This is a genomic window from Algoriphagus resistens (assembly GCF_001442615.1).
Classification (GTDB): domain Bacteria; phylum Bacteroidota; class Bacteroidia; order Cytophagales; family Cyclobacteriaceae; genus Algoriphagus; species Algoriphagus resistens.
In genome coordinates, this window is record NZ_LMXN01000001.1 from 484372 (window position 1) to 498682 (window position 14311).

Consider the following 14311-nt stretch of genomic DNA (forward strand, 5'->3'; position numbering starts at 1 on the left):
GATTTAATCAACAATGAGTTTGAAGGTCTACCTTTAAGTTAGTGAAAAGCAAATATCCTGGATGGGTTTAAATTCAACGGTACAAATATTTATTGGCGTTTAAAGGGCGAATAGGAGGCTACCAATTTGTTCTCTCAAGTTTTGGACACTTTACTTGGCCCATGTTTCCATTAAATTCGTGGTAGAACCAATAATTTCAGTTCATCAGATAGCAATGGCATAATTTTTTTATCAGCCGATAAGGTTTTTCATTGCTAAACAAGTATTGATATTGGATGTGGTATTCATGTGATTACAAAAAATGATTAAATCTCAGCCAAAAGACCGTTCATATCCAATTGTCTAGTGTACATCATAATACTACCGTCAGGATTCAGTGGCCATTTCTCTCTGGGTCTATCCCAATACAATTCTACACCATTTTCATCAGGATCATCCAGGTATAATGCCTCAGAAACTCCATGGTCCGCAGCTCCTGTAAGGGGATAGTTTGCATCCACCAATCTTTGCAATAGCACAGCCAAATCACGTCTGGAAGGAAGTAAAATGGCGGTATGAAAAAGACCGGCGGTGTTTTTCGGAGCTGGTTTACCTCCCTTGCTTTGCCAGGTATTCAACCCAATATGATGATGGTATCCTCCTGCGGAAATAAAAGCCGCTTCTTGACCATACATTGTGACTAGCTCAAAGCCGAGCAATCCCTGATAGAAATCCAATGATCTTTGAAGGTCTGAAACTTTCAGGTGGATGTGGCCAATCCGGGTGGCAGGGGGGATAGTGTAGTTATTCATTAATTTGAAGTTTGAGATTTGAAATTAACCGAACCGATAACTGAATAGTGCCTAAGTCCGATAAAAATTCAAATCCCAATTAAGCTAGTTCGAATTTTAAATTCCCGGAGCATTGGGAAACATCAGGCTTTTATAGTACTCCAAATCTCCTTCTGGCTGCTCGATATCAGTAGGGAAAGGACGTTTTGAGAAAGTTTGAAAATAGAGCAAACAGGCATTTCTCCACCACTCGGCCTCCTCTTGCTGGATATTTAAAAGCTGTCTGACATGGTCGAATTCTTCAGGATCGATTTTCGGTTCCAAAGAAGCCCAGGTTTCCTGCATTTCTCGGACTTCTTTGACTCCACGGTCATAATGATAGGCGATTTCTTCCCACAGTGTATCTCCGTTTTTCAGTTTAAAATCCCAGGGTAAATGATGAAACCAAAGCAGGTATTTCTCCGGAATCTGATTGGGATCTGACCATTGCTTTGCAATTTCCGGTGCGTACTGGTCCAATGCCCCACTACCTGCATCGGTTCTGTCAAAACCAATTCCCAGACTGTCTGCCTGATGGTAATAAGGAGCTGTCCAATCTGCCCTTCCTCCGGTTACCCAAGGCCCGGGACCGTAGTGGTGACTCCTTCCCATAATATGATGAAGTCCCAGTGGAGTCATGTAATCCACGGCTGCCTCATGCGATCCCATTAGAATCTCTCCAATAGCTGACACTACTTCAGGATCTTGACCGAAAGTCAATTTAATCCATTCTTCGGCTATTTCTTCTGAGGGAGCTTCCGGGTCCCAAGCAAGTTTCCCAAAAGCAAACCAATTCGACTGGGCGAAAAGATGACCGGTCCAGTTACGGTCGGTCCCGATATTGGAGACTCCGGCGATCAAGGTCTTTTTCTGTCCGGTTTCATCCCCTTCCAGAATACTTCCTACTGTGGAAGTTGGGCTTGGTTTGTAGGTGTTGCTTTTCAGGACTTCCTCCCACATAGGTGCGAGGTAAACCAAATTTGTCGCCTGTCCTAAGTACTCCTGCGTGATCTGAAACTCCATTCCCACGTTCGTTTGGTTGATGGCACCATAGAGTGGATGAAAGGGTTCACGGGGCTGAAAATCTATCGCGCCGTTTTTGATCTGTATGATTACGTTGTCTTTGAACTTACCATCCAGCGGTACAAATTCATTATTCGCCTGCATGTGCCGATCCACGTCGTCTTCATGGGAATAGACGAAAGCACGCCAGATCAAAACTCCTCCATGTGGTGCCAATGCATCTGCAAGCATGTTTGCTCCTTCGGCATGATTGCGTCCATATTCATGTGGGCCAGGTTGTCCCTCGGAATTGGCTTTTACCAGAAATCCTCCAAAATCAGGAATGAAAGAATAGATTTCATCCGCCTTTTTTTTCCAGAAACTAATCACCTCCGGATCCAGTGGATCCGCAGTCTTCAATCCTTCCAATTGAATGGGAGCAGAGAAGCGGGCGGTAAGGAAAACCTTGATTCCATAAGGTCTGAAAACATCAGCCAAAACCTTCGCCTTCTTCATGAAATCTTTCGTCAAAATCAAGGCATTTGCATTTACATTTGTCAGCGAAACAGCATTGATTCCTAAAGAGGCGTTTGCTCTTGCGTAGTCTATATACCTGGGATCTATGTAGCCAGGGAGCCGATGCCAATCCCAGATCGAGAACCCCGCATAACCTCTTTCCACCGTTCTGTCGAGGTTATCCCAATGGTTTAACATTCTTAGGTTAATTTTCGGAGCATCAGATAATTCTGTTGACTTATCGAAAGTGTTACTTTGGATAGAATTCAACCAATTAAACACACCATAAAGTACGCCAACGGGCTGGTTTCCTACAATCGCATAAAATGCTTTTCCATCCAATTCTACGGTCCCTCTCCAATAGCCATCAGTTCCGAGCGCTTTGATTTCTGTTTGTTTGGTGAGTGAAAGTACCTGGGAAAGCTGCGCTCTGGTTCCAATCCAAAGCCGGGTGTTTTGTAGTCGGTCTTCCGTGTAAGTGGGAGCTTTTTCAAGCATACTTTTTGATGCCAGACCCAACTCATTTTTGATGGCTTCAAAAGTTGGATTTTCACCGAAAAAGTAAACACCTCCCAGTAGCAATTCGATTTCGGATTTTAATTCTGCTTCTTGGATTGGCTGGTAATCCAGCCAGAGCTTGTAGCCGTCATCGGCAAGGGAATTCAGGGAAATGCAGAACCAAAGGACTGCTGCCAGAAAGATAGGTTTGTACATAGGTTTTGGGTTTGAGCTTCAAAATATCGAAAAATCGATGGGAATTGCAATGCATAGCGGAAAAGTTGCCTTCCGGAATTATTATGACATTTTGCGTCAAAATTGATTTTATAAACGGCGATTTCCTTTGCCCTTCCTTATCTTAGTTGCCTTACTTTTCCCCCATGGAACAAAAACCTTTCATTATCTACAAATCCTCCGCCGGCTCTGGGAAGACCTATACGCTTACCTTGGAGTACCTCAAACTGGCCTTACAAAGTCCGCATGCTTTCAAGCAGATTCTCGCGGTGACCTTTACCAATAAGGCTACCCAGGAGATGAAGGAGCGGATAATAGAAGAGCTGAAAAGGCTAAGGAATCAGGTGAACCCGCTGGAGAAGATGGACGCAGAATTGATGGGCTCGCTGAAAGTCGATGAGGCAGGGCTGAACGTATTGGCGAAGCAGACGCTGACAGCGATTTTACATGATTACGGAAGATTTTCAGTCAGCACCATTGATAGTTTCTTTCAGAAAGTAGTTCGTGCTTTCGCCAGGGAGATAGATCTGAATGCCAAATTTGATGTGGAATTGGACCAGCTGGCTGTGCTGGAGCGCGTCGTGGACCGGGTGGTGATGCTTGTGATGGAAGATGAATTCCTTCACAAATGGTTGGTGGATTATGCCTATGAGCAGATCCAAAACGGAAAATCCTGGGACATCAGACGTAATATCCGCGGTCTTGGTCAACAGATTTTCCAGGAAGATTTCAAGAAATATGCTCCTGAAATCAAGCAGTTTCTCAAGGATAAGGAAAATATTACTTTACTACAGTCCTTCGTCAGGGAGCGCAAAAATGAGATAGTTGAAATTTCAAAGGATCTGGGAAAGCAGGCAGAATTGATCCGCATTTCAACGGGTCTGGAATGGACCGATTTTGCCGGGGGCTCAAGGTCGTTTGCAAGACTGTTTGAAAAATTAGGGGATCGAAATCAGCCGGTACCCATTCTTACTGACTCCCAACTCGGAAAAATTGATAATCCCGATACCTGGTTTTCAAAGTCCAGCAAGCAGATTGATGCGATTTTAGCTGCCTATGACCAGGGGCTGAACCAGATTTTACATCAAATTGTGGCTTTGGCTTCCAAATGGAATACGCTGCAGGCAATTGCAAAGAACAGTTATGTCTATGGTGTTTTCCGAAATCTTCTCGATGAACTTACCCTGATCAAAGACGAAGAAAACATTCTCCTGATTTCGGATGCCAACGAATTTCTGAAGGAAATAACCAAAGGAAATGACACACCTTTTATCTATGAGAAAGTAGGGAATCAGTACAAAAACTACCTCATTGATGAGTTTCAGGATACTTCAGGCTTCCAGTGGGACAGTTTTAAACCGCTTTTGGAAAACTCACTTGGAAATGGCCAGACCAATTTGCTGGTCGGGGATGTGAAGCAGTCCATCTATCGTTGGCGGGGAGGAGAGATGAAATTACTGCTTTCCCAGGTGGAAGATGAACTGGGAAAGGAAACGGTTCAATTGGAGAACCTGGATACGAATTTTCGCAGTCTTCCAAATATTATCAATTTCAATAATGCGGTTTTCAAGGCTTTGCCAGCTTCTATGGAGCAGGCATTAAGTACGGCCTACGGTGTAGGGAATCCACAGATTCTTTCCCAGGCCTATTCAGATTCCTTTCAAAAGGTTTCCCCAAAAAAGGCAAAATCTGCATTCAAAGGTAAAGTGAAACTGGAGTTTGTAGATCCAAAAGATGAGGAAGAAGAGGGCAATTTCGATGAGTTGGTTCTGTCCAGGTTACCGGTATTGGTCATGGAACTGCAGGATCATGGGTATGAACTGGAAGACATCGCCTTTCTGGTCAGAAGAAAGTCGGAGGGAGAGGCTATAGCAGATCACCTGATGAGGTATGGGGCAGATAATCCGGATCCCCGGTATAGCTTCGATGTGCTCTCGGATGAGTCTATGTACCTGGGTAAAGCAGCCTCGGTGAAAGCCCTGGTTTCCGGCTTCAATTACTTGCACAATCCAGCTGACAAAGTGCAGTATAAAACCATGTGGTATTACCTGGCGGTGCTGATGGACGCGCCGGTCAACCATGAACTTTTTGCCTTGGATAAAATGCCTTCATACCTGGAAAACAAGGTCAAAGCTTTTCAGGAAAAAGAGATATTGATGCTTCAGTTGCCTTTAATGGAAGCTTTGGAAGAGCTGATCAAAGTGCTCGGCTTGATGGAACTGGATTTGGAGAAAGCTTATATCTCGGGATTTAAGGAGGCTGTTTATGACTTCACCGCAAACAACCGGGCTGATTTGAGCGGATTTCTGGAATGGTGGGAAATCAATAAGTCGAAGCGTACTGTGAAAATTCCCGACGGGCATAATGCGATGAGGATCCTGACCATACATAAATCTAAAGGTCTGCAATTTAAAGTTGTTGTAATGCCTTTTCTGAAGTGGACGATCTTCGATACAACTAAGGGAAATGTAGTCTGGTCGCCTTTTGAGGATAGGGAAAAAGGACTTTCAGCTATCATTCCTTTGACCCTTAACGGTGGGCTGGCGAATTCGGATTTCAGGGAAACCTATGCCGAAGAAGCGACTATGGCATACCTGGACAGTTTGAATATGCTATATGTCGCCCTCACCAGGGCAGAGGACGTGTTTATAGGTTATGTCCCTTATAAAGAGAAAATAGGATCGCAGAATTCTATGGAGGTTCAGCTACAGCAATTGGTCCAGTCACACATAGATCCGGATGCAAGTCTGCGTTTGATTTCATATTATGACCCGTGGTCAAAAATATTCGAATTTGGAAATTGGCCGGATAATCAGGTGAAAAACTTACTTCCAAATCAGTCTCCCGAGCTTCGTTGGACCTATAAAAACTGGTCTGAAGTCCTGACTTTAAAGAAGTATGCGGTGGATTTTTCTGCCGAAGGAATGGAGCATCGGAAGAAGCAGAAGTTTGGTTTGATAGTGCATGAGATATTGGAGCTTTCTTCGGATAAACCGGCTGCTTTGCAGAATTTGCAGACATTTTACTTTGAAGGAAGATTGAATGAGACCGAAAAGCAACTTGTACAAAGCCAGCTGGAACATCTTTTCAAGGACCCGGTTTTTGCATCTTGGTTTGGGACAGAAGGAGTTTTATTGTCCGAGCAAGGGATTCTTCTTCCCGGAGGAAAGCAAAAAAGACCGGACCGCATTGTATTGAATGAAACAGAAGCGGTGGTTGTGGATTTTAAAACAGGGGAAGCCCAAGGCCGCTATGCTACCCAGGTTCGGGAGTACATGTCGCTTGTCTCAACCCTCTCTAAAAAGCCCACCAAAGGCTATTTATGTTATTTAGAAACAGGATTAATCGAGGAGGTTTATGCATAGTTTTTTAAGAAATACAGCAAAGGAAATTCTTGAAAGCGGGGCAGATCTGCAGAAACTTACGGTCGTGTTGCCCAATAGACGTGCAGGATTGTTTTTTATCCAGCATCTCGGAAGCCTGATTTCAGAACCTTCCTGGATGCCGGAAGTGAAAACGATCGAGGAGATCTTCTATGAATTGGCAGGAAACCGGCCGGCAGATGAGCTGACCTTAATTTTTGAACTGTTTCGTGTATATCAGGATCTCAACCCGGAGGCTGAGACCTTTGATCGGTTTTATTTCTGGGGGGAAATGATCCTCAAGGATTTCAATGATGTAGACCAGTTTATGGCTGATGCCGGCAAGCTCTACCATCACTTGTCCGAAATCAAGGAACTGGAGTCGGATCTGAGCTTTCTGAACGAAAGTCAAGTCGAGTTGATCAGGCAATTCTGGTCTTCTTTCGTTCGTCAGGACAGGGAACACCAGGAGAAATTTTTGAAGTTCTGGCAGTTGCTCAGTCCGCTGTATACCAGTTTTCAAGGTTCTTTGGCTGTATCCGGCCTGGCATATCCGGGAATGCTTTATAGAAAAGTGGCAGAATCTCTGCATACAATCTCCCGCCCGGAAAAGATCCATCATTTTATAGGATTTAATGCTTTCACGAAGACCGAAGAGGTATTGTTGAAGCATTACCTGGCTGAATTTGATGCCCGGATCTATTGGGATGTGGATGCCTATTATCTGGAAGATAAAGTACAGGAAGCAGGTCTGTTTTTCCGTGATTATCAAAAAGACAAGATATTTGGGCCTACTTTTCCAGAGCACATCCCATCTCAGATTGAAGACAGAAAGGCCAGCATAAAAACTTATGCTACTCCGCTGAAGACCAACCAGGCGAATCTGGTAGGCTCCATTTTAGAGAAAATACCTTCAGGAGAAGCCTGGGAGGAAACCGTGGTGATATTGCCGGATGAACAGATGCTGTTCCCGGTATTGCACACCTTGCCCGAGCAAGTGGATAAGGTAAACGTGACTATGGGCTATCCTGTGAAAAATGCTCCGGTCTATTCTTTTTTGGAGGCAGTTCTGGAAATGCAGCGGTTCATCAAGGAAGAGGATGGAAAGGTTTTATTTTATCATACTGCTGTCAAAAACCTGTTGAGTTCAATTTACCTAAAAAGCATAAATCCTGGCTTTGCTGAGAGACTATTGGAGGAAATGCAGCGTTTGAACCAAATTCATGTTTCTGCGGAAAAGCTGCATCAGGGCGGTTTGCTTTATCAGCTGATTTTCCAAAAGTTGGAGAACACTTCTCTTTTCTCCTATTTGGCTGTTTTGATGGAAGCTCTTGCTGATCGCCTGAAAGAGGAGCCGTTACAGCGTTCCTATCTTTATCAGTGCTTTAAGCAGTTGACGCGTTTGAGGGAGATTTTTGAGGGCCAGGATATCCTTAGTATTAACAGGGAGTTTTTTATCCGGCTTTTTCGCCAGGTTTTCCGGGAGGTAAAACTGCCATTTGAGGGGGAGCCACTCCAAGGGTTGCAGATCATGGGTGTGCTGGAATCCCGGAACCTTGATTTTAAACGGGTGATCATCTGCACTATGAATGAGGATAGTTTCCCCCCTTCGGCGGGTTTGAACTCGATGATTCCATTCAATATCCGCAAGGCATTCGGTCTGCCGGTACAGGAGCAGAATGACTCGATTTATGCCTATACATTTTATCGGCTTTTGCATAGCGCGGAGGAAGTCCACATGATTTACACCACGGCTTCTGATCAGGGAAAAGCCGGCGAGAAGAGCCGGTACATCCAGCAAATGGCAGTGGAGTTAGGAAGAGAAATGGAAGATGAAGTACTTTTTATTCCTATTGATCAGAAGGCACCGAAAGCTATCACCATTCAAAAGGACAATGAAGTTTTAGGCTTGCTGGACAAGTACCTCATGGATGAAAACGGATTTTCCCAAACTTCCTTTTCACCTTCGGCACTGAGTGTTTTCCTGGATTGCCGATTGAAATTTTATCTGCAGTATCTGGCGAATATCCAGGAGAAACAGGAAGTAAGCGAAGAGATTGATGCAGCTGTTTTTGGGAATCTGGCCCACCTGAGTATGGAGATATTGTATCAGGATTTTGCAAAACGAAAGGGTAGAGCTTTGGTGGAAAAGGGGGATTTTGATGAATTGAATAAGAATTGGGTTTTTCCGGCAATTGAAAAAGCCATTCGTCAGTTCTATCATCTGGAAGGGGAGGCAGATACCAAACTGAACGGTCAGATGGCGATAGCCCGGGATGTACTTCAGAAATACCTGCATCAGATTTTGAACATTGATAGGGAATCTGCGCCATTTCGATTGATTTCTCTTGAAAAAGAGAAAAAATACACTGCAGGGATAGCGATAGAAACAGATAATGGAAAGCAGACAGTTTCATTAAAGGGGATTATTGACCGGGTGGATGAGCACAATGGATCCGTAAGGTTGATAGACTATAAATCCGGGCAGGACAACAAGACCTTTCCTGATATCCCTTCACTTTTTGATCGGGAAAATAAATCACGCAATAAGGCGGCGATGCAGACGATGTTTTATGGGTTGATCTATCAGGCGACACATCCTGAGAACCTACTGCCCCTAAAACCTGCCATCTTCAACCTCAGGGAAATGTTTGGTGATGATTTCAATCCTTACCTGCAACAGAAACTGCCCAGAAAGGAAGGGGTTGAAGTCAATGATTACCGACAGTTTGAGCAGGAATACATCGCCGGATTAAAGGAACTGCTGGAGGATATCTACAATCCGGAAATCCCTTTTGACCAGACGGAGGACTTGAAGAAATGTGAATATTGTCCGTATAGGGAGCTATGCGGAAGGTAACCATTCCTCTGTTTAAACATGGGTTTCAACTGTCAGATAGCCTGCGGCGAACTGAGTTGGGAAGCATAGCGCAATTAACTGATCAAGCAACCGTGTAGCGCTTGGGTCATGCTCGATTTCAACAGTGGAAACCGGACGATGAGCTCATGGAGCTCATCCATACACGTTCAATACATAATTCCCAACCGGAGTACAAGACTGCGGAACAGAAAGCTGTTTTCTGTCATAGAACTATACCCTGGAGGCAGTTTGTCTGAAGCGATTGTTTGTATTCCGGGACTTGACAAGCTTCCCCGAAAATGAGTGATTTCCTGCCTTTTGTAGGCAAGACTGAATGAAAAGGCGGTTTTGCTTTTTAAAGAAGGAAAGCTGATGCCCACAGAGGGACTGACTAAAAATCCACCTTTATACCAGCTTTTGCTCCATTCATCACTCACTTTTTTCTCCAATACCGCAGTGCCACCCCCCAGATCCAGGCCCCCAAAAAAGTTAGGTTTTCCATCTTTTCCCAGAAATCCCCGCCATCCCAGTGCGATTGGAATAATCGAGATATCGTTGTATTGATCAAATCCGACAGAAAATCCCACCACCTGGTTTTTGGAGACACGCACACCATGGAAACTCATGAGACTGACATCAACCCGCCTTTTATAATTCCCGTCCCATTGCTCTTCGCTGCGGCCCACCAAGGCACCGATTTCAGTCTGTCCAAAGTATAATTTATCCTGGGCAGTACCTTTGAGACTGAACAGAAGAATCCCTGAGAAGAAAAGTACTAAAATTCTATTCATTGGTAGATTAATAAAAATTAATTGGGTTTTTAACCTGGATACAGCTGAGTTTTTTAAGTTGGGATGGATTACTATAATCAAATTGGCATACCCCATCCGGGCCAATGACAATTAGGGATTTGGGTCCGGGGATAAGGTCTACTGACTTTTGATCGGTTAGAAACTCAAGTTGGTTTTGGTCAATGGCCATCACATCGCCTACATTAAAGCTTTTCAGCCCATGGGTTCCCTCGGCTATAAAGAGGTATTCTCCTGCCAGTCCCAATCCGTGGGGGTTGAGCATAGGGTAGGACTTCTTAAGGGTTGGGTTATAGAGGTCTTTGATGTCGATCACCTGAAGTTCATTTGCGCCATTCCAACATGTATTGCCATTCCTCAGCGTCACAAAGGCATAATCGTCATTGACTACCACCGGGTCACAAGCCTGGACATGCTCGTACACGGCCATGCGGGTAGGGGAATTCGGAGTGCTGGCATCATAGATGTGCATACCGACATTGGATCCGATAAATAGCTTGTCCCCAAAAGGAAAGATTGTTTCGATTCCCCAGCCCAGGTCAATGGGTTTGACAAAAGAAGGGTCTGCCGGCTGTGCTACATCAAATACACGCAAGGTAGATTGATCTACCGCATATAAGTGTTCATTTGAAAGTGTAAATCTAGCCATAGATCCACCTGTGCCATAGTTTTGGGAAGCGGCTGATAAATTGGCAGAAAAACTCATGCTAGCATCCATCATCCATCCACCCTCCATCAGCCAATCAGGGTTTTCTGTAGTGATAACCGTGTCTTTAAATGTGATGATTTCTCCGGTCTGGTGATAATACATATGGGTAAAGACATCTTCTACCCGTTTGATAAGCTGGATGTTGGCAATTTTACTGATGTCAAAAGCCAATAGATCAACATAATTGTCCGCGTAAAGGATGTTTCCATTGACAGCCATGTCTACATTACCCGCAATGGGTATAAAGCTTAAATTGATGGGGTTGGCAGGATCTTCATTGTCCAGGATGTGAATTCCCTTAGTAGGCTCATTGATAAAAAGATAATCCCCGTAAATGTAAATTTTACCCGGATTATCTAGCGGTTTAGCAGGCTCAGTAGTGATGGTTCTTGCCCTGATGTCACTCATTTCATAGTAAACAGGCATCATCGTGTGATAGGTGTATGAGGTCGTGACTTCATCATGGCAGGAAGAAAATACCAAAACCGACAGCAAGAAGAGTAGGGAGTAGTGCGTAAAGATGGATTTCATGTAGATCGAGTTTAGCGGTAGAAATGTATATATTCTTTATACGAAACCGAACAATAATATGCTACACAGGAAGTTAGGGAAATTTGATTTTATATTAATCTTCTCTGTAAGCCCCGGAATCAGCTTAGGTTTGCGCTAAAGATTCCTGAGCTATTTTTTTATTAGAAGGAAATTTACTAGGCTGAAATTAAAGCCACTGATCAAAATCATACCCCTGGATTTTCAATTTTCTTTACCTTCAAGGCCTGAAATAACCAGTCATTCAAATGAGAAAGTACCTGCTTCTGTTTGCAGTATGTTGTGTAAGTGCGTTGGGTTGTAATACAAAAGAAGAAGATCCCTTTGCTACTGTGAAACCGGATGAATCGAGGTTCACAAAGATTCCACTGGCCGGAAATTTCAATGAACCCATGGAAATAGAGGTGCTGGATAACGGCGATGTACTGATTATAGAGAGACACGGTACGCTGAAGCTTTTTCAGCAAGAATCAGGAGCAACTTCTGTGGTTGGGGAATTGGAGGTGTTCCCGGAGCGGGAAGACGGTTTGATGGGAATGGCCAAGGATCCGGATTTTGAAACTAATCACTGGTTGTATCTTTATTATGCTCCGGTTTCAGAGCCAGCTCTGAACAGGATTTCGCGGTTTGACTTTGTGGACAATAAGCTGGACCTGGCTTCCGAGGTTGTGATTTTGGATGTGGATATTTATCGGGGATGCTGCCATTCCGGTGGAGGGCTGGAATTCGATGCCCAGGGAAATCTCTACCTGGGAATAGGGGATGATTCTACTCCTTTTGAGTCGGGTAATTTTAGTCCTATAGACGAGCGCCAGGATCAGCCCAGGAATGTGGATGCCCAGAGAAGTTCGGGAAACACCAACGATTTGCGCGGAGCGATTCTTCGGATCAAACCAAACCCGGAGGGCGGTTATTCAATTCCAGAAGGAAATTTATTTCCCGTTGGCACGCCTAAAAGCCGTCCGGAAATCTATGTGAAGGGCAACAGAAATCCATTTAGATTTTCGATCGACAGCCATAACGGGAATTTGTACTGGGGTGAAGTAGGACCTGACGGATCTGAAGATAAAGAAGGCCGCGGACCCAGGGGGTATGATGAAATCAATGTGGCCACAGGCCCTGGATATTATGGCTGGCCATATTTTGTCGGAAAGAATTACGCCTATTGGAAGTATGATTTTGCTACAGGTGAAAGCCTGTTTCAATTTGATCCCACCGCTCCAAAAAATACCTCGCCAAACAATACGGGAATGGAAATCCTTCCCGAAGCCCGGCCGGCCCTGATTTACTATCCCTATGCGGAGTCAGAAGAATTCCCGATGCTGGGTCAAGGTGGCAGAAATGCCATGGCCGGGCAGGTGTATTATCGGGAAGATTATGAGGATTCTGAGGTGAGATTTCCAGGATACTACCATGGTAAGCTGTTCATCTATGACTGGATGCGAAACTGGATTTTTACCGTTCGTCTGACGGAGAATTTTGAATACGATACCATGGAGCGGTTTATGCCGGAGACACATTTTGAGAAGCCTATGGATATGCAGTTTGCAAAAGACGGTTCCTTGTATGTATTGGAATACGGTACTTTTTGGCGCGCGAACAATGACGATTCGGGTTTGTACAGAATTGTTTTTTCCGAAGGAAACAGAAAACCTGAAGTGAAAATCTCAGCTGACCAAATTCAAGGGGCAGCGCCCCTCACAGTTGCATTTTCCTCAAGGGGAACATCGGATCCAGACCTGGATGATCAGGTGACCTACCTATGGGAATTTGGGGAAAACGGATCATCTTCCACAGAAGAAAACCCTACCTATACCTTTGACTCTGCGGGAATTTACAAGGTTACACTGACTGCCACTGACCAGAATGTGGAGTCGGCCAGCTCCTTTTTGGAAGTAAAAGTAGGGAATGAGGCGCCTATAGTTTCAATTGATTGGAAAGGAAACCGGAGCTTTTATTTCGGAAAGGAGAGCGTTGGGTACAGCGTATCTGCTACAGATAAGGAAGATGGGGAAATTGAAACTTCCCAGATCAGCTTGACAGTCGATTACCTGGAAGGTGGATATGATCTGATAGAAACCGGACATCAGCAAGAAGTGCTGAGCATTGGAGAAACTTACATTAATGAAGCAGGCTGCAAAGCCTGCCACGGAATCAACAACGCTTCAGTGGGGCCGGATTACAGGTCAGTATCGGAGAAATACAAAAATGATCCGAACGCAAAATCCTACCTGGTTGATAAGGTAAAAAATGGTGGGTCTGGTGTCTGGGGAGAGCAGGTCATGCCAGGGCATACCCACCTGGATGAGGACAGGGTGGGGCAGATGGTAGATTTTGTGTTGGGCATAGCCAATCCAAAAGCCCTATCCGGTATGCCGGCTTCCGGGAATTATATCATTGAAAATACTGGGAATCCGGATGGGTTTTATATTATTCAGGCCTCCTATGAGGATCAGGGTGCCAATGGAATTCCATCAATAAAAACAACGGATCAGCTGAAATTGAGAAATACAACCGTCCCGGCATACAGCGCAGATGGTTTACAGGGAGCGGCCAGGGCTAATCCTGAGGATGAGCACTACGTGCAATTTACGGAATCCGGTTCCTGGCTGTTGTTTAAGGCAATTGATCTAAGTCAGCTACAGAAAATCACCTTATCTATCATGCCGGGTAATACGAGAGGAAAGCTCCAGGTAAGAGCTGGAACTCCAGACGGGGAATTGCTAGCAGAATCAGGGATGTTGAGCAAAGACTCCCGGCCTGCCAAAGACACAGAAGCAGGTTGGTTTGATGCTTCGATTTCTATTTCCGGTTCTGATTACTATGGTGATTTATATTTTGTCTATGTAAGCGAAGATGCAATTTCGATCTGGAGTACATTTAACCTGAATACGCTAAAATTTGATAGATGATCAGGCCGGAAGTTTTAACCCAATTGGCCTTTGAAGCGGTTGTTTTTAAAA

7 protein-coding genes are annotated in these 14311 nt (G+C 44.5%); 3 read left to right on the plus strand and 4 right to left on the minus strand.

Annotated elements, in window-relative coordinates:
* Positions 1 to 305 precede the first annotated feature (305 nt).
* Positions 306 to 791 carry a VOC family protein gene (locus AS141_RS02030; RefSeq protein WP_057935945.1) on the minus strand — a complete coding sequence of 162 codons (486 nt, stop codon included), beginning with the start codon at positions 789 to 791 and terminating at the stop codon, positions 306 to 308.
* A gap of 96 nt (positions 792 to 887) precedes the next feature.
* Positions 888 to 3041, minus strand: coding sequence for an alpha-glucuronidase family glycosyl hydrolase (locus tag AS141_RS02035; protein ID WP_057935946.1), 2154 nt, complete (start codon positions 3039 to 3041; stop codon positions 888 to 890).
* A 164-nt stretch (positions 3042 to 3205) separates the two neighbouring features.
* Here AS141_RS02035 and AS141_RS02040 point away from each other — a divergent pair, with 164 nt between their 5' ends.
* A complete protein-coding gene (locus AS141_RS02040; protein WP_057935947.1) occupies positions 3206 to 6424 on the plus strand; it encodes a UvrD-helicase domain-containing protein in 3219 nt (1072 codons plus the stop codon).
* Positions 6417 to 9281: a PD-(D/E)XK nuclease family protein gene (locus tag AS141_RS02045; RefSeq protein ID WP_057935948.1), complete on the plus strand. Its 2865-nt coding sequence runs from the start codon at positions 6417 to 6419 to the stop codon at positions 9279 to 9281. The genes AS141_RS02040 and AS141_RS02045 overlap by 8 nt, the downstream gene beginning before the upstream one ends.
* A 167-nt stretch (positions 9282 to 9448) precedes the next feature.
* Here AS141_RS02045 and AS141_RS02050 read toward each other — a convergent pair whose 3' ends face one another.
* Both AS141_RS02050 and AS141_RS02055 read right to left on the minus strand, forming a co-directional pair.
* Positions 9449 to 10072 carry a hypothetical protein gene (locus tag AS141_RS02050; RefSeq protein WP_057935949.1) on the minus strand — a complete coding sequence of 208 codons (624 nt, stop codon included), beginning with the start codon at positions 10070 to 10072 and terminating at the stop codon, positions 9449 to 9451.
* A gap of 7 nt (positions 10073 to 10079) precedes the next feature.
* Positions 10080 to 11330, minus strand: a complete 1251-nt coding sequence (locus tag AS141_RS02055; protein WP_057935950.1) for an LVIVD repeat-containing protein — start codon at positions 11328 to 11330, stop codon at positions 10080 to 10082.
* Between the two features lie 266 nt (positions 11331 to 11596).
* Between AS141_RS02055 and AS141_RS02060 the strand changes: the two genes are divergently transcribed.
* Positions 11597 to 14260 (plus strand): PQQ-dependent sugar dehydrogenase, encoded by a 2664-nt coding sequence (locus AS141_RS02060; RefSeq protein ID WP_057935951.1) that lies wholly within the window; start codon positions 11597 to 11599, stop codon positions 14258 to 14260.
* Positions 14261 to 14311: the final 51 nt, after the last annotated feature.